The 16,687-nt window shown below is 65.0% G+C and carries 14 protein-coding genes; 1 reads left to right on the forward strand and 13 read right to left on the reverse strand.

Going from position 1 to position 16,687, the window contains the following annotated elements; translation table 11 throughout:
• Nucleotides 1-22: 22 nt before the first annotated feature.
• From ACRCUN_RS17785 to ACRCUN_RS17825, 9 genes are all read right to left on the reverse strand, one after another.
• Nucleotides 23-1,063, reverse strand: coding sequence for a glycosyltransferase (locus tag ACRCUN_RS17785; protein ID WP_462142952.1), 1,041 nt, complete (start codon nt 1,061-1,063; stop codon nt 23-25).
• A gap of 103 nt (nt 1,064-1,166) precedes the next feature.
• A complete protein-coding gene (locus tag ACRCUN_RS17790) occupies nt 1,167-2,360 on the reverse strand; it encodes an MATE family efflux transporter (RefSeq protein WP_462142953.1) in 1,194 nt (397 codons plus the stop codon).
• Nucleotides 2,354-3,625 carry an O-antigen ligase family protein gene (locus ACRCUN_RS17795; protein ID WP_462142954.1) on the reverse strand — a complete coding sequence of 424 codons (1,272 nt, stop codon included), beginning with the start codon at nt 3,623-3,625 and terminating at the stop codon, nt 2,354-2,356. Before ACRCUN_RS17795 ends, ACRCUN_RS17790 begins: the two co-directional genes overlap by 7 nt.
• A complete protein-coding gene (locus tag ACRCUN_RS17800) occupies nt 3,622-5,775 on the reverse strand; it encodes an acyltransferase family protein (RefSeq protein WP_462142955.1) in 2,154 nt (717 codons plus the stop codon). Before ACRCUN_RS17800 ends, ACRCUN_RS17795 begins: the two co-directional genes overlap by 4 nt.
• 33 nt (nt 5,776-5,808) lie before the next feature.
• Entirely contained in the window at nt 5,809-7,260 is a 1,452-nt protein-coding gene (locus ACRCUN_RS17805; RefSeq protein ID WP_462142956.1) for a sugar transferase, read from the reverse strand.
• A gap of 33 nt (nt 7,261-7,293) precedes the next feature.
• On the reverse strand, nt 7,294-9,627 hold the full coding sequence (locus ACRCUN_RS17810) for a UDP-glucuronate decarboxylase (RefSeq protein ID WP_462142957.1): 2,334 nt from the start codon (nt 9,625-9,627) through the stop codon (nt 7,294-7,296).
• Between the two features lie 551 nt (nt 9,628-10,178).
• Nucleotides 10,179-10,658: a hypothetical protein gene (locus ACRCUN_RS17815; protein ID WP_462142958.1), complete on the reverse strand. Its 480-nt coding sequence runs from the start codon at nt 10,656-10,658 to the stop codon at nt 10,179-10,181.
• Nucleotides 10,655-11,797, reverse strand: a complete 1,143-nt coding sequence (locus ACRCUN_RS17820; RefSeq protein ID WP_462142959.1) for a 3-ketosteroid-9-alpha-monooxygenase, oxygenase component — start codon at nt 11,795-11,797, stop codon at nt 10,655-10,657. Before ACRCUN_RS17820 ends, ACRCUN_RS17815 begins: the two co-directional genes overlap by 4 nt.
• Nucleotides 11,798-11,901: 104 nt before the next feature.
• Entirely contained in the window at nt 11,902-12,531 is a 630-nt protein-coding gene (locus ACRCUN_RS17825) for a hypothetical protein (protein WP_462142960.1), read from the reverse strand.
• Between the two features lie 62 nt (nt 12,532-12,593).
• Between ACRCUN_RS17825 and ACRCUN_RS17830 the strand changes: the two genes are divergently transcribed.
• Nucleotides 12,594-13,118 (forward strand): gamma carbonic anhydrase family protein, encoded by a 525-nt coding sequence (locus ACRCUN_RS17830; protein ID WP_462142961.1) that lies wholly within the window; start codon nt 12,594-12,596, stop codon nt 13,116-13,118.
• 6 nt (nt 13,119-13,124) lie between these two features.
• On the opposite strand, the gene ACRCUN_RS17835 is transcribed toward ACRCUN_RS17830, so the two are convergent.
• From ACRCUN_RS17835 to ACRCUN_RS17850, 4 genes are read right to left on the reverse strand one after another with little or no spacing between them, the layout of a single operon-like run.
• Nucleotides 13,125-13,544, reverse strand: coding sequence for a nuclear transport factor 2 family protein (locus ACRCUN_RS17835; protein ID WP_462142962.1), 420 nt, complete (start codon nt 13,542-13,544; stop codon nt 13,125-13,127).
• Nucleotide 13,545: 1 nt separating this feature from the next.
• Entirely contained in the window at nt 13,546-14,424 is an 879-nt protein-coding gene (locus ACRCUN_RS17840) for a TIGR03619 family F420-dependent LLM class oxidoreductase (RefSeq protein ID WP_462143136.1), read from the reverse strand.
• 5 nt (nt 14,425-14,429) lie between these two features.
• Nucleotides 14,430-15,605, reverse strand: coding sequence for a thiolase family protein (locus ACRCUN_RS17845; RefSeq protein ID WP_462142963.1), 1,176 nt, complete (start codon nt 15,603-15,605; stop codon nt 14,430-14,432).
• Complete coding sequence (locus ACRCUN_RS17850; RefSeq protein WP_462142964.1) at nt 15,605-16,675, reverse strand: thiolase family protein; 1,071 nt, start codon at nt 16,673-16,675, stop codon at nt 15,605-15,607. The genes ACRCUN_RS17845 and ACRCUN_RS17850 overlap by 1 nt, the downstream gene beginning before the upstream one ends.
• Nucleotides 16,676-16,687: the final 12 nt, after the last annotated feature.

The raw sequence follows: 16,687 nt of genomic DNA on the forward strand, positions 1-16,687 counted from the left end.
ATTCGCCTTTCACCGGTCGTCGTCAACTGCGCCTCGCCAGTGCCACGAACGGCCGCACCATCCGCTCCGTCGAGTACTGCGACCGGATGTCATCGGCCATCCGGTGCGTGTCGAACAGCCAATTATCCTGGTACAGTGCGATGATCGCACGACTGCACTGGTCGACATCGTCGGTGTCGAACACGATGCTGTTCGTCGAGTTGAGGGCTTCGATCTCTGGCGCATGCGGATCATCCCGCGGATAAATCACGGGCAGGCCGAATCCCAGCGCTTGAGTGACATTCAACCCGACGTAGCCGGGGGACAACAATCCACGGCACCGCTGGAAGATCGGAGCCAGTACGCTGAGCTCGCTCACCCAACCGTGGAGCTGTACGCGGCCGGTCAATCCTGCGGCGCTGACATAGGCCCGCACGTCGTCCTCCTGCGGACCCGCTCCGACCACATGGACCGACACCTGATCCGGCAGGAACGGGAGCGCGCGTTCGAATGCCGCCAGGCCGAGCAACGGCTTCTTGTCGGCGACGAGCCGACCGATGATGATCAGGTCACTGCGCTGATCGACATCGGGAATGGTGTACGCCGCGAGCTGCGCCGCGGAATAGAGCGAGTTGCGTGCCGGTGTGATCGGCTTGTCGGGGAAACACGTCATCAACTCGGCGGCTTCCGATTCGGTGTAGGTGATCAATTCGGCGCACAGGCCCTGCATGAACCTGCGCGGTCGGTTGTACTCGGGGTTCGATCCGCGCCGGGAGTGCGCATGGCCCCATGCCGAGACCTGCCGGAAAGTCAGTAGACGAACGAGCAGCAGCAGCCATGACGTGAGGTTTCGGGGATTGAGTTCGATGATCAGGTTCTTGGCGAGGAAGCCGCGGACGAGGCAGCCCGGTTGCCAGACCAACTTGCGGCCCATCAGGTAGACGTTGCGACCGGTCTTCCGAACGATCGGCGACTCGACGTCGGTGACGACCGCGTCGCCGAACTGCCTGTCGCCCACCAGGAACAACACGTCCTCGCCCGACTCCTCGAGCGCGCGGACGAACTCCTGGCGGTACGAGGGCATCGCGAGTTGCGGGACGACCAGCGCATGCCGTCGTGGCCAGGAGTGCCGGGTTGTTGTACTCCGCCGGCTCGTTGATGACGCCTCGGCAACCATGTTCGACCTCTCAGACGTTGACGACAGAAGCTCGCTTGACCTTGATCCGGTACGCCGCACCCATCAGCGAGCACTGGAGGGCGTATCCGAATGCGACCGACCAGGCCGCTCCGACGGCGCCGAACTGCGTACCGAGCGTTGCGATCAGGGCAAGGGTGAAGATGGAACTCGCCCAGACGATCGCAGCCACCAGCGACGCCAGGTCGACGGCGTTGAGGCCACTTGCGACAGCCGATGCCATCGCCGCGAAAACGAGGCTGACGATGACGATTCGCACAACTGAGGCACTTGGTGCGTATGCCTCACCCAGGAGCAGCGTGATCCACCAGGGTGCGGTGATGGCCAACGGCACGAAGAACGCGCCCGACAGCGCACCGACGATCAGGATCGTCGTCAAGGACAGCTGTTCTTTCGTCGTCGCCAATCGTGGCAGCAGAAGTTGGGTGTACGTCCACGGCACCAGCATCAAGGCGGGAGTGAGGCGGCTTGCCGGTGCGAAGATGCCGGCCACCGGGGTGCCTGCCGAGATGGTCAGCACAGCGACGTCTACTTGTCGTATTCCCTGCCCGGCGAGCGCTGCCCAGAACGGAACCAGCATCGCCCATGTTCTGCGATCCGGTAATGCGCGTCCCGGCAACGTCAGCCCCGAAGTTGACAGGTGCCGGGCGAACATCAGGCGGGCGGCTACCGCCGCGGTCAACATCGACAGCGAAAACGCCCATACCAGCGCGGTATTCGCCGGAAGAACGAGAACGACGGCCAAAGTCGGCATGCGCCGTACGAAGTAGCCGGCACCGACCATGTGTTGGCGTCCTCGTGCGATGAGGTAGGCGCTGACCACCTCGAGCTGTCGTTCGAGCGGAGCCCAGAAGCACAATGGGATGCACGCCACCAGGACGGCTGATTGGGTGGTTACCGCCAGCGCCGCCAGTATCGGCAGCGAGATCGCCAGCACACCATAGGTGAGCAGGCGGTTCGCCCGGAACACGTCGGCCACGGTCTGGGCCGATTCGTGATGGCGGCCGACGGCGTATGTGGCACCGCCGTCGGCGATCATGATCAACGCCATGAGTGTCCCGAGTACCGCGGCGAATTGAGCGAACGCGGACGGCCCGAGCCCGCGCGCCATGATCAGCATGGTGATGGCCTGTGCGGCGGTGGCCAGCATCCGCGCGCCGCCGACTTGGCTGAGCGCCTTCAGCATCGGGCCACCCCCTGGGCCACCGTAGACGTGGGCCCGAGCGTGGGAGCCGAACGGGTGTAACGCATGTCGATCACGAGGTAGATCGCGAAGGCGACCGGTATCCAGTAGTAGCGGTTGTAGAAGCCGGGAGCGGTCTGGGCGAAAACCAGAGCCGCGACAACAGCGGTCGCGACTGCGTTGTGCAGGGGATCGCGTCGCGAATGTCTGCTCAGGCAGAACCGCAATGCGATGGCCGTCGCGATGACGACGCCGAGGAATACCAGCACGCCGCCTGCCGTCCAGGTGCCGAGAAAGTTGTTGTGAACGGTGAACCGCTTCATCAGAACGTTGTCGGCGATCAGCATTCCGCGGCCGACGAATGGCGAGTCTCCGATGGCTTCGACAGCCAGTCGCATCAGTTCGAGTCTGGTTCCCGCGGTGTCGTATTCGGATTGTGAGGCGCTGAATCCGGTGGTGCGGGTCAGACGCTCGATCGGGTTGAGCGCGCCGATACTGTCCAGCTGGGGAAGCAGTATGGCCATCAGCAGCGCACCGGCGGCCGTGACGGTCAGCGCCCTGCTGAAGCGCACCGTTCCTCTGACGATCAGGTAGAGGACCGCGGCCGCAAGGCCCAGCAATCCGCTGACGCTGCCGCTGAGGATCAGACCGACGAGGCTGGCCGACAGGATCGCGAGCGCACCGATACGGACGCCGCGGGGAATCGTGGCACCCACTGCCGCAAGCGTCGCGGCGGCCGCCATGCAGGAAATACCGGCAAGGTCGTTCTGATGCGTCGTCATGCCGGTGAACCGACCGTCGACGGTTACGGCGCCACCGGGGATCACGTCCCCCCAGGCCAATTGCGCGACGGCACCGACGGCGCACAGTGCAGCGCCGAACAGGAACCACGCGAACGCGGTGACGACATGTCTGCGTTCGGTCAGCAGGTTGACCAGAATCCATGGGACGAGGACGACGAGATAGATGAGCCGGACCGCGATGCTGACGCTGCCCACCGGGTCCCTGCTGGCGGCCGACGAGATCAGGGTTCCCACCACGAGAAGCGGGGCGACGACATACAACGCAGCGGGGAGGGACCGGGCAGGGCGGTTCATCGACAGCAGTGCGCAAAACCCGGCGCCTGCCATCAGCATGTCGCCGAACGGCAAAGCCATCGGGCCACGCAGGACGAGCAACGACGTCAGGGCGAGGCCGGGGTACAGCAAGCCGCGGCCCACCGCGAGCATGCCGTCGTCGGCCGGACCCGCCTGCGTGCGCTGGTTCACCGCGGTCCCAGTTCGGCTTCGAGGCGCGGGCCGAGGCTTCTGACATACGTTCCGGTCAGGTGGCTGGCGTCGCGGTAGACGAGAACATTGCCGATCACCGCCGCGCATTTCTCCGTCGGACAGATCGCGCCGTTGAGATCGACGATCCGCACGTTGGGCAGTCCCGCCTTGGCTTCGAACTGCTCAGCGCCCAGATCGCCCGGAACCATGACCGACCGGTCACCGGCGCACGCGGTGAGTTTCGTCGGATTGGTTTGTACGCACTCGGGGATGTTCACCGTCGGCCTCGGCGTGTCCTGGATGACGACGACGGGGATACCTGCCTTGTTCAGTGCTTCGTAATTGCGACGTAGACCTTCGGCGAGCGCGGTGACGTTGGCGGCGTCGAATTCCGCCTTGCCGCCGAGCATCACCCGCTTCTTGATGTGGCTGGTGATCATCATGGTGGGCTTCTCGGCGATGAGCCGCTCGCGAAGCGCGGTGCCCCACTCCTGGCACGACGGGTATGGATGCCCCTCGTTCGTCGTGATCAAGGCATCGGCGAAAGAACATGCGGCCTTTGTGTACTCGACCAACTTCCACCCGTGGCGCGTCGCGATCTCGGACAAGGCGGGTACCCATTGATTGGCGTGCGAGTCACCGACGAGAGCCACCACAGTCTGCGAGTCCGTCTTGCCGTAGGTGCAGGACATGATCTCGCTGTTCTCTTGTGTTTGAGTGCAATTGGTGAAGTCCTGTTCAGCGACATCGGGCGGCGGGACGATCTTCGGCGAGGTGTCCTTGGGGCTTCCGGCCTCGTTGCCGAGCGGCTTCGCGCCGAGCGCCGTCGCACCGAGAATCGCGTTCGGATCGGTGCTGACCGCCGCGGATCCGTCGACAGCCGCGTCTGCTGTTCCGGCAGCGGAGAACTGTGTGATGGCCGGCGGCACGAAAGGCGGCGTGGGTGGCCACTTGGCAAGGCACAGGGCGATTCCCGCGGTGAGCGAGATGACCATCGTGATGGCGCCGAACTGCAGCATCGGCACCGAATGCTGCAGCTTGGATTTGGAGAACCGAATCGGATTCTCGATGTGATGATGCAGCAGGTAGGCCGGAATGATCGACGAGAACACCACAACCAGACCCTCTACCGGGGACAGGGGACCCATCACCGCGATGGCAACGATGAGTACCGGCCAGTGGCACAGGTAGATCGAGTACGAGAGGCGGCCGATCCATTCCATTCCAGGACGGCCCAACAGCCAACCCGCTGAGCCTTTCGGGCGGGCCTCGGACTGCAGGCCGGCCCAGATGACGGCAGCCGTGCCGACCGTTGGGACAAGCGCGTGCCAGCCCGGGTAGGCGATCTCAGGTGTGAACAGCACGCCCGCGGCGATGATCGCGGCCAGGCCGATCCAGCCGGTGACGATCGCGAGTCCCCGCGGGAGGATTCGCCGGTTCACGGCGAGCATCGCCACGACCGCGCCGAGAGCCAACTCCCACATTCTCGTCGTGGTCACGAAGTACGCGCGTTCCGGGCTCGTCTGGGTGTAGTAGATGGACCACAGCAGCGATGGGAGTCCCACGAGCGCAAGAGCGAACATTATCGAGCTGTTGAGGTTTCGGCGTTTGCCGAGCCTGGCGAACAGCACCGCGGCGGCCATCAGGCATGGCCAGAGGATGTAGAACTGCTCTTCGACCGCCAGCGACCAGTAGTGCTGCACGATGGACGGCGCACTGTCCGCGCGCAGGTAGTTGACACTTTCCGCGGCCAATCGCCAGTTGATGGCGTAGACCGCGCTCGCCATGATGTCGTGGCCGGTGGAGACCCATCGATTCTGCGGCAGGAAAGCCCAAGTCAGAAATGCCGAGGCGACGAGGACGACGGCGGCTGCCGGCAGCAGCCTGCGCGCCCGCCTCGCGTAGAAGCGGCGCATCCGAAGCCGACCGCTGGTGCGTGCCTCGTTGACGAGCATGCGCGTGATCAGGAATCCCGAGATCACGAAGAACACGTCGACGCCTACGAATCCACCGTCGGTCCATGGCATTCCGGCATGGGTGAGCATCACGAGCAATACCGCGACCGCGCGTAGGCCCTCGACGTCCGGGCGGTAGCCGGCCGGGGCCTGCGGTGAAGGGCGGTGTCTCTCGACGGTTGCTGCTTGTGTCATGTGTGTCCCGGGTTGATGCCTCGTGGTGGTTGGTTAGTAGGCGCCTTTGCGCTGAAGCACGACGCCCGGCGTCTGCCACATGATTCGTAGGTCCCACATCAGCGACCACGACCTGACATAGACCGAGTCGAGATGCTGCAGATCGGCATACGTGAGATCGCTGCGTCCGCAGACCTGCCAGAGTCCGGTGATGCCGGGCGATACGCCGAGGCGCGTGAGGGCCACGCCGTCGAGCCCGTCCGCCATCTCCGTCGGAAGAGGCCGCGGGCCGACCAGTGACATCTCACCGCGGATCACGTTGAGGAACTGGGGCAGTTCATCGAGACTCGTCTTCCGGATGAGCGCTCCGACCCGCGTGACCCGCGGATCGTGTTCTGCCTTGAACAGTGGACCGTCGACCTTGTTGTACTGGGCGACCGCTGTCCGGCGTTCCCAGGCGTCTGCAGTCATGGACCGGAACTTGTAGATCTGGAAGGGTTTTCCACCCCGGCCGATCCGCTCCTGACGGAAGAACACCGGTCCGGGGCTGTCGAGTTTGATGGCCGCGGCGATGAGCAGCCAGAGCGGAGCCACCGCGACGACGGCACACGACCCGAGCACGATGTCCATGACCCGTTTGACGATTCGATCGGTCTGGGCGAGCGACGGGGTTGGCACATGCATGAGCGTCAGGCCGTGGAGTTCCTCGACGTCGCTGCGCCAGTTCAGGAGTTCGAAGAACCGCGGGATGATCGATACCGGAACATGGCTGCTCAGGTGGCGTACCGATTCCTGGACATCGGCGTCGGTCCCGTTCGGGTACGCGATGATGACGCGGTCGACCCGGTGCCGGGTACAGACCTCGGGCAGATCGGCGATGCGTCCAAGCACCGAACTGTCCGGAGCGGGCGTGTCATCGACGGTGCCGACTATGTGGGTGTCTCTGCACCGATGCAGCCGCGACGTCAGGCGGTCCGAGATCGGACCCTTACCCACGATCAGAATCCGGGTCACGGTGGGGCCGTCGAGAATTCGCACGACCACTCGCCGCCCGAACGGCACGAGAAGCACGGCGGGCAGCGCCATCGCCACGGCTGCCGTCAGCGTCATCTTCCGGTCGGGTGAGATCAGTGCGTCGGTTCCGAGCGCCAGCAGCGCCGCGGTCGGTAGGCAGCGCGCGACCATGGTGGGGCGCCACCAGGAGCTCGGGCGCAGCACGGACGCCGGCCTGCGGTACAGCCCGTGCAGGTGTAGTGCCACGATCATCGCGATCGCGGCGAGCGCGACTTCGCGGGCGCCCAGGTCGCCGGCTCGTACCGGGCTGATGAAATTGATCAGTACGGCGCCGAGTGCTGCCGAAACACTCAGTGCAAGCACGTCGGCGAGCCGGAGCAAGCTGCGCTGTCGTAAGTCGAACTCCGGCCCGGGCTCGCCCGGTACCTGCAAGCGGGTTATGTCGGTAGATGTCGTCCGACGCGGAATGGAGGTCGTGGTCCTGTTGGTCATGGTGACCCCTCGAATGGCTGGAGCGGGTCGGCTTCAGCAGCCGAAACCGACGATATGTAGGCCGGATCCGGCAAAAGCACCTGCCGAGAGGAAGTTTCGGCCGTCGACCACGAGGTCGCCACGCATCACCCGGCGAAGTGCCTGCGCGTCGATCTGGCGGAACTCCGGCCATTCGGTGACGAGTACGACGGCGTCCACCCGGTCCGCGGCGCCGTAGACGTCGGTTGCGACCCGAACCGCGGCGTACTCGCGTGGGAGCGTCTTCACCGCGGGATCGTATGCGGACACCACTGCACCGGCCGATACCAGACGTCGCGCGATATCGAGTGCCGGGGCGTCTCGAAGGTCATCGGTGTTCGGCTTGAAGGTCAAGCCGAAGAGGGCGATTCTGCGACCCTTGAGCACGTGGAGTTCACGCTGAAGCTTGCGCACCACGGTCGCCCGTTGAGAGCGGTTGATCTCCACCGTCGCCTGCAACATCGTCGGCGTGTACCCGTACTCCTGCCCGGTCGAGATCAGTGCGGCTAGGTCCTTGCCGAAGCACGACCCGCCCCATCCCACACCGGGATTCAAGAATGCGGCACCCACCCGACGGTCGGCGCCGATGGCAGGCATCACCTCGCGCACGTCCGCGCCCACCGCCTCGCACAATTGCGCGATCTCGTTGGCGAAACTGATCTTGGTCGCGAGGAACGCGTTGGCGGCGTACTTGATCATCTCGGCCGACGCGAGTTCGGTGTTGATCAGCACCGGTCTGCGCGTGCGGCGCCCGCCCTCGAACGATTGCTCGAGCACGGGCTTGTACAGCTCGGCCACTCGGGCGACGTCGGATGGCGCCCCGCCCAAGACGATCCGGTCCGGATACAGGAAGTCCTCGATCGCCGAGCCCTCCCGGAGGAACTCGGGGTTGGACACGACGTGGAACGTCAGTTGGCGGGAACCGGCGAGCGCGTCTTCGAGGATGGTGCGGGCCCAGTTTCCCGAGCCGACGGGCACCGTCGACTTGTTGACGATGATCACGCCCGGCCGCAGATGCGAGGCAAGGGACTGGATGGCGCCTTCCAGCTGGGCCAGGTCAGGTGAGCCGTCGGGCCCGGGCGGCGTCCCGACGCAGAGGAAGACGAAGTCGGCATCCGAGAGCGCCTCGGCCGGATGCTCGGTGTATCGAAGCCGCCCGGTCGCCAAGGTCTCGGTGAGCAACTCCGGCAGCCCAGGTTCGTGGAACGGCGTCTGACCGTCATTGAGCTGCCCGGCCCGCGTGGGGTCGCTGTCGAGGCCGCAGACGACGTGGCCGAGCGATGCCAGGCATGCCGAGGTGACCGCGCCGACATAGCCGGTACCGATGACCGCAACCTTGTGTCTGGTCCGCTGCACCTCGACACGTCCCCGCGATGCACCGGAAAGCGCCTCCGGCCAGCGGGATTCGGTGCCGCACGACTGCGTGCGGAACCATTCGATGGTGTCGCGCAGCCCGTCGTGGACGTCGATACCAGGTGTCCAGCCCAGCCGCGTGCGCGCGAGCTCGATGTCGGGCCGACGTTGCGAAGGGTCGTCCTGCGGCCGCTCGGTGAACACGATCGGAGACGCCGAACCGGAAAGTTCGCGGATCAGTTCGGCGATCTGCAGTGTCGTCATCTCATGGGGATTCCCGATGTTCACCGGGCCGGCCATGTCCGAAAAAAGCAGGCGCACTGCGCCTTCCACCAGGTCGTCGACGTGGCACACGGAACGGGTCTGGCTGCCGTCGCCGTGTACGGTGATCGGTGCCCCGGCGAGCGCCTGGTTGATGAACGTCGGGATCGCGCGTCCGTCGTCGGGCCGCATTCTGCGCCCGTACGTATTGAAGATCCGCATGATCGTGGTGTCGATGCCGTGCTTCGTCCGGTAGGACGTCGTGAGCGCCTCGGCGAAGCGCTTGGCCTCGTCGTAACATGCGCGCGGTCCGACCGGGTTGACGTTTCCCCAGTAATCTTCGCGCTGCGGATGGACAAGGGGGTCACCGTAGGCCTCGGAAGTCGACGCCAACAGATAACGGGCGTCTTTCTCCTTGGCCAGGCCGAGTGTGTGCAGCGTCCCCAGAGACCCGGTCTTCATGGTCTGGATCGGAAGTTCCGCGTAGTCGATCGGCGACGCGGGCGAGGCGAAGTGCAACACGTAGTCCACTGGGCCGGGAATCGAGAGGTAGTCGTTGACGTCCACCTTGATCAGCCGGAATCCGTCATGGTCCAGCAGGTGAAGTACGTTGTCGGCGGAGCCCGTCACGAAGTTGTCGAGACATATGACGTCGATGTTCTCCGCGAGCAGTCGCTCGGCGAGGTGCGAGCCGACGAACCCCGCACCACCTGTCAGTACGGCTCTTTTACGCAATTTCCCCTCCTGCGCACGCCGAATAGACCCCGGCATAGCCCGGGGAATTAACACAAATGAGTTGAAATCTTGATGGTCGCTGTTCCGGCCACTGTGAGGTGGCTGAGGGAAACTTACCGCAGGTAGCTGGTATCCGCAGCTAGTGAACGGGTTTGCGGGAAGAGTTGAAGCGGGTTGGTTCACTTATGAAATATCTTGATTTCTCCGGGCCGGTGCCCGTACGAGTGTTCTACCGGTGCGCTATGTCACTTGACCTGGAAGGTAATGGTCTAACCCGCCACGTTGCCAGAGCGTCCGGTAGGCATCCCGAACCCCTGGCCGCGTCAAAAAACCTGCCGACGAGAGCGGGTTGGCCGGGTCGACCGTTCGCCAGAAGCTGGTCGGCATGTCGTTGCCAAGATCGCGCCGAGTTCGCTGGGACGTCCTCCAGCGATGATCGTTGAGATATTTACTATCCGCGAAACGTAATCACGGGTCTGTGATTCAGTGCGCGGAGTTTATTTATCAAGAGCGATAAATTGCGTTCGCACGAATTTGTGGTGAGGGTGAAATCAGCCGTCGCCGGGCGATGGGGCGCTCGACACTTCCTCGAGGCAGCCCTCGGCGATCGCGTGCTTGATGCTGTCGGCCAGTCGTGGGCAGGACCGGGCGCGAGCCGGATCCCCGCCGGACTCCCGGATCTCGTTGAAGACCGCACACCGTTGTGTCGCTTCGGAATTCCACTGCACCGATGTGTGCTGTGGGCCGAGTTTCTTGACCTGGACCGCCACGTGACAGAACCGGCAGTCGACCGATACCAGGCCCGCTGTCAGATAACGTTCCCGGTCACGTTGAGTCGCCTCGCGAACCGCGGCGGCGCGCTGTGGATCGGACGCGAAATCCGGTGCCTTGGACCAACTTCCAGCGGCGTGCCCGGAGCCGGCGTCACTTCCTGCGACGTGCTCGTCTTCGTCATGACCGAGCAGCTGCAGCATCGAGCGGGCCAGACTATCGACATCTGGCGTCTGGGCCCGCTCGTTGCGCTTGGTCATGAGCTGGACTGCTCAGCCTTCTGCCGCTTGAGGTTTTCCTCGACCTCGACGTTCCACTTGTCGACGGCCGCCGTCGTATCGATCTCCATCTCGAAGCGATCGGTCATGTCCGGGGTGATGTCGGCGACGTCGACATAGAACTGCTGATACCAGCGCCGCATCTGATAGACGGCACCGTCCTCCTCCACCAGCAGCGGATTGTCGATGCGCGTCTTGTGTTTCCAGATCTCGACGTCCTGCAGGAAGCCCTTGCTGACACCGTCGGTGAACGCTTTCGACAGCTTGTCGGTGGTCGCATCGTCCATGCCCTTGGGCTTTTCGACGATGACCCCCCACTGGAGCACGAACGAATCCTGCGTGACGGGGTAGTGGCAGTTGATCAGGATCGACTCGGCCTTGAAGCCGCCGTAGTTGTTGTGCAGCCAGTTGATCATGAACGAGGGCCCGAAATACGAAGCCTCCGAATCGAGATGGGCCTCACCGTAGGCGGTGCCCATGTCCCCGATGTCCGGCCTGCCGACGTTGTGCAGGTACTGCGACGCGACGTGGCCTTCGAAGACGTTCTTGAAGTACGTCGGCAGACCGAAGTGGATATAGAAGAAGTGCGCCATGTCGGTGACGTTGTCGATGATCTCGCGGCAGTTGCTGCCCTCGATGAGCATCGTGTTCCACCGCCAGTCGGTCCACCCGTCGTCGGCGAATTCGGGGATGTCGGGGATGCGCACCTCGGGCTGTGGTGGGTTGCCCTCGTGGTCGTGCCACACGAACAGCAGGCCGCCGCGTACGTCGGTGTGCCAGGCGCGGGTACGCGCGAGCCGCGGGGTCCGCTTGGCGTACGGAACCAGCTTGCACTTGCCGTCGCCGCCCCAGCGCCAGTCGTGGAACGGGCAGGCCACCTCGTCGCCCTTGATGGTGCCCTGCGAGAGGTCGCCACCCATGTGCCTGCAGTAGCCGTCGAGAATCTTCACCTCGCCCTTGGAATCGGCGAACACCACGAGCTTGCTGCCGAACGCCTCGATCGAATGCGGCTTGCCGTCCAGGAAATCCTTCACCGGGCCAAGGCAGTGCCAGCCTCGCGCATATCGATCCGGCAGTGCGCCGGTGTCGATCTCGCGAACTCCGACATTCTCGGTAGCCATGACGCCTCCAGTCCTTGCTCTCTAACTAGAACACGTTACAGTTTTCCGGTCGGGTCTGGCAACGCGAGCCACGTGACCTGCGGCATACCCGCGACTGGTGGCGATTACTCCCGCTCCGGCAGGCCGATCCGCAGCGCGATCTGCTGCATCCGGCCCACGCTGGCGACTGTTTGGGGGGACACCGGATCCTGCGGGGTGCTGTCGAACTCGAGTCGGACCAACGCCCGGCCCTGCGTGAACATCAGCAGCGTGACGGCCTTCGACCCGTCGGGCGCAGTGCCGGAGATCACGGTGCCGCCCGTGCCGACGGGGACCGGCTGCGGCGGGCCACCGGTCACGATCGTGCTCACGGCGGCCGAGGCCTGACGCAGCGTCGCCGATGCGGTCGCGACGTCCGGGTAGATCAAGATGGTGTCCGCGATGGCCCGCGTGTCGTCGGCGTTCACGAACAGCGCGCTGGCCCCGTCCTGGCCATCGGGATTGACGGTCGTCGAGCGGGCCGTGAACGTGTTCGGCGGGATGCTCACGTCCTCGGCCTGCAGCAACAGGTGGCTGTAATCCGAAGCCTGCGCTTTCGGTGATGTCGTCGTCGGCGCTGCCGCGGGCAGCCCGGGAGCCGGGGCGGTGGCGGGCGGGGTCTGGGTTGCGTCGCAGGCGGCTGCCGTGCCGATGACGAGAGCTGCGCGTGCGGTGGTGAGCAGGGACTTCAGCCGGCTGGCTGACGTGAACGACATAGTTACTGGGTACCGTACGCGCCGCGGCGATGCGACCGCACTGGCTGCGGTATATGTGAACGATGCCGTTGTACTCGTTCGAGGGTCATACGCCGAAAGTCGACTCAACCGCGTTCGTGGCCCCGACCGCCACGCTGATCGGCGACGTCACGATCGAGGCAGGCGCCTCGGTGTGGTTCAACACGGTGCTGCGCGGCGACTTCGCGCCGATCGTGATCCGCGAAGGCGCCAATGTGCAGGACGGCTCGGTATTGCACGCACCGCCGGGGATTCCCGTCGACATCGGCCCGGGTGCGACGGTGGCACACATGTGCGTCGTACACGGCGTGCATGTCGGGGCCGAGGCACTGATCGCCAACCACTGCACGGTGCTCGACGGCGCCGTGATCGGCCGTCGCAGCCTGATCGCAGCGCATTCGCTCGTCGTCGGCGGTACCAAGATCCCCGACGAGGTGCTCGTCACAGGTTCGCCGGCGAAAGTGCGGGGTCCGATCGCCGGGACCGGTGCCGAGATGTGGGTCGAGTCGAACCCACAGGCATACCGGGACCTGGCAGAGCGGTACCTGCGCGGGCTTGAGGCGCTGTAAGGCCGCCTAGACCGGTTTGGCGGTCGCGGCAGCCCGGTCGACTTCCCAGAACGCGCGCAGCGCGATCATCTGCCCGGTGTCGTTGACACGATAGGTGAACACGCCCTCGGTGGTGATCCGGTGCCCGCCCATCGTCGTGACGATGCTGCCCACGTTGGCTTCCTCGTTGCCGCACTGGAACGTGTCGACGAACTCGAACTCGAGGTTGTCGGTCGGCGCGATCGCCTTGTCCCAGAACGCCGCGATGGCCTCCTTCCCCCGATGGCCCTTGCCGTCCGGATCGAAGAACGACGGGCCGATGGGGTCTTCGACGACCGCGTCGTCGGCGAAAACCGAAAGCCAGGCTTCCTTGTCGCGCGCGGCGACCGCCGCGCGCGAACGCTTGCCTGCCACGTGCGCGGGGTGGTCGGGGTTGCTCACCGCCATGTCAGTCCTGCCAGCCGGAGTGGATGTAGGTGTCGGCGAACCGCTTCATCGAGTCCTTCTTCTTCTCCAGCGGCGCGTCGAATCCCAATCCGTCGAATACCCAGGGAATCACGATGTTGTCGGTGATGCCGGCCTCGGCGAGTTCGCGGTGACCGTCCACCCCGAACTTGTCGATGCAGACCGCCTGGAATTCGAATGGTTCGTCGGCCCTGCCGTATTCGGCTCGCAGCTTGTTGAGTGCGTTGACCGTGTCGGCCAGTTCCGCGCCCGTCATCATCGCGCTGGTCCAGCCGTCACCGACGCGGGCCGCGCGCTTGAGCGCGACCGGCGTGTGGCCGCCCACGTAGAACGGTACCGGCGCGCTGGGCGCGGGGCTCATCTGCAACCGCTCGAATTCGTAGAACTTGCCGTGGAATTCGACCATGCCGCCGCCGAGCACGAGCTTGATCACCTCGATCATCTCGTCGACCCTGGCGCCGCGCTTGGCGTAGGGCTGGCCGCACCATTCGAATTCCTCAGGGGCCCAGCCGATCCCGACGCCGAAGCCGAACCGGTTCCCGGTCAGGTTCGCCACCGAGCCGACCTGGCGGGCCAACAGCAGCGGATTACGCGAGCCGAGCTTCATGACGTTGGTGTAGAAGCGCAGCGTCGAGGTCACCGCGCCCATCGCGGCCGCCGCGATCAGCGGATCCACCCACGGCGTTTCGGCATTCCACATGCGCGAACCGTCCGGGGTGTACGGGTAGTCCGCGGCCTGCTTCTCCATGTAGAACAGCGAATCGGGCAACGCGATGGAATCGAACCCGACTTCTTCTGCGGTCTTGGCGAGGTCCACCAATTCCTCGACCGGGCCCATCGCCACGCTGACCGTGTATTTCATGCGCGTCATGCATCGCCCGGTTTGTCGGAGGAGACAACCCACATGGAGTAGTACTGCGAGCCACCGCCATACGCGTGACCGAGCGCCTTGCGTGCGCCGGGCACCTGATGGTCGCCTGCCTTGCCCATCACCTGGATGGCCGATTCGGCGAAGCGGATCATGCCCGATGCGCCGATCGGGTTCGAGCTCAGCACGCCGCCGGACGGGTTGAACGGAATACGGCCACCGATCGCCGTTTCGCCGGCTTCTGTCAGCTTCCAGCCCTCGCCCTCGGGGGCGAAACCCAAATTCTCCAGCCACATCGGCTCGAACCACGAGAACGGCACGTACACCTCGCCGACGTCAATTTCGTCGATCGGGCTCGTGATGCCTGCATCGCGCCACAACGCGGCCGCGGCATCCCGACCGGCCTGCGGGTTCACCTGGTCACGGCCCGCATAGGCAAGCGGTTCGGTGCGCAGTGCGGTTGCGTGGATCCAGGCGACCGGATGACCCTCGGCAACCCGCGCGTCGGCGGCCTGCTCGTCGCCGATCACCATCGCGGCCGCGCCGTCCGAGGACGGGCAGGTCTCATCGAAACGGATCGGGTCCCAAAGCATCTGGGACGCCAGCACCTTTTCCAGCGTGATGTCGGGCTGATGCAGATGGGCCAGCGGGTTCTTCGCCCCGTTGAGGCGGTCCTTGACCGCGACCATGGCGCCGATGTGGTTCGGCGCTCCGGAGCGACGGATGTATGCGCGCACGTGCGGGGCGAAGTAACCACCCGCACCCGCGCCGACGGGCTTGGTGAACGGCACCGGAATCGACAACGCCCACATGGCATTCGACTCCGACTGCTTCTCCCAGGCCATGGTCAGCACGCGGCGGTACTTGCCCGACTTCACCAGGCTGGAGGCGACCACGGCCGTCGACCCGCCCACCGAACCCGCGGTGTGCACGCGGATCAGCGGCTTGTTCGTCGCACCGACGGCGTCGGCCATGAACAACTCGGGCATCATCACGCCCTCGAAGAAGTCCGGCGCCTTGCCGACCACCACGGCGTCGATGTCGGCCATGGTCGAGCCGGAATCCGCCAACGCCCGGTCGATGGCCTCACGCACGAGCCCGTTCATCGACACGTCCTGACGCTTGGCCACGTATTTCGTCTGTCCGGTACCCAGTACCGCGGCTTTCTGAGCCATCACTTGCCCTCCAGTACGGCTACCAGATTCTGTTGCAGCGCAGCGCCGCTCGTGGCATGAGCCAGTACGCGCCCCGCTGATCCGTCGAATATGTGCTGTGCGGCGAAGCCGATTCGCTCGAGGCCCGCCGAGAACATCGGGTTGGCCGCCAGCACCCCACCGGACGGGTTGATCTTGGTCGATTCGCCAAGCCCGATCGCCTCGGTGAGGATCAACTGCTGGTGCGTGAACGGCGCATAGAGTTCGGCGACCTCGATCGAACTCGTATCGCCACCGGTCGCCGCCTGCGCCGACGCGGCGGTCGAGGGGGACGTCGTCAGATCGCGGGCACCGAGGATCGGGGTCTCGATGCGATGCTCGAATCCCGTTATCCACGCCGGGTTCTCCCTCAGTTCGCGGGCCCGGTCGCCTGCGGCCAGCACGATCGCCGACGCGCCGTCGGCGATCGGTGCGATGTCGTGGCGGCGCAGTGGATCGGCGAAGAACGGCCGGTTCAGCAGTTCGTCGATCGACTTAGCCGGCTTCTCGCTGTCGGTTCGTTCCGAGACGGCGAACGAGTCAAGCGCGACCTGGGCCATCTGCTCGGCGGTCCACTTGCCGGCATCGAGCCCGAAGCGGGCCTGCAGGCCCGCCATCGACACCGCGTCGGGCCACAGCGGCGCGACCGTATACGGGTCGGTCTGCAGGGACAGCACGCGGCGCAGGGTGCCGGCCGACGACTTGCCGAACCCGTACACCAGCGCGGTCTCGACCTCGCCGGTCAGGATCTTGATATAGGCCTCATACAGCGCCCATGCGGCGTCCATCTCCACGTGCGATTCGTTGATCGGCGGAACGGCGCCGATCGAGTCGATCGCGGAGATGAACGAGAATGCCCGGCCGGCAAGGTAATCGGACGAACCTGAGCACCAGAAGCCGATGTCGGTCTGCTGCAGGCCGAGCTCTTCGTAGAGCCGATGGAAACACGGCATCAACATCTCGACGCCGTTGGTCGTGCCGTCGGTGCGGCGAACATGCGGGGCGTGCGCGAAGCCCACCACTGCAACTTGTCTGTTTGACCCCGAAGTCATTGCGAAATCCCT

The organism is Mycobacterium venezuelense (assembly GCF_054919535.1).

Bases quoted from the DNA above. Each gene is read 5' to 3' on its own strand.
- ACRCUN_RS17830 (WP_462142961.1), top strand. From the start codon at position 12,594: ATGCCGTTGTACTCGTTCGAGGGTCATACGCCGAAAGTCGACTCAACC.
- ACRCUN_RS17825 (WP_462142960.1), bottom strand. From the start codon at position 12,531: ATGTCGTTCACGTCAGCCAGCCGGCTGAAGTCCCTGCTCACCACCGCA.
- ACRCUN_RS17815 (WP_462142958.1), bottom strand. From the start codon at position 10,658: ATGACCAAGCGCAACGAGCGGGCCCAGACGCCAGATGTCGATAGTCTG.
- ACRCUN_RS17785 (WP_462142952.1), bottom strand. From the start codon at position 1,063: ATGCCCTCGTACCGCCAGGAGTTCGTCCGCGCGCTCGAGGAGTCGGGC.
- ACRCUN_RS17820 (WP_462142959.1), bottom strand. From the start codon at position 11,797: ATGGCTACCGAGAATGTCGGAGTTCGCGAGATCGACACCGGCGCACTG.
- ACRCUN_RS17840 (WP_462143136.1), bottom strand. From the start codon at position 14,424: ATGAAATACACGGTCAGCGTGGCGATGGGCCCGGTCGAGGAATTGGTG.
- ACRCUN_RS17805 (WP_462142956.1), bottom strand. From the start codon at position 7,260: ATGACCAACAGGACCACGACCTCCATTCCGCGTCGGACGACATCTACC.
- ACRCUN_RS17800 (WP_462142955.1), bottom strand. From the start codon at position 5,775: ATGACACAAGCAGCAACCGTCGAGAGACACCGCCCTTCACCGCAGGCC.
- ACRCUN_RS17850 (WP_462142964.1), bottom strand. From the start codon at position 16,675: ATGACTTCGGGGTCAAACAGACAAGTTGCAGTGGTGGGCTTCGCGCAC.
- ACRCUN_RS17835 (WP_462142962.1), bottom strand. From the start codon at position 13,544: ATGGCGGTGAGCAACCCCGACCACCCCGCGCACGTGGCAGGCAAGCGT.
- ACRCUN_RS17790 (WP_462142953.1), bottom strand. From the start codon at position 2,360: ATGCTGAAGGCGCTCAGCCAAGTCGGCGGCGCGCGGATGCTGGCCACC.
- ACRCUN_RS17845 (WP_462142963.1), bottom strand. From the start codon at position 15,605: ATGGCTCAGAAAGCCGCGGTACTGGGTACCGGACAGACGAAATACGTG.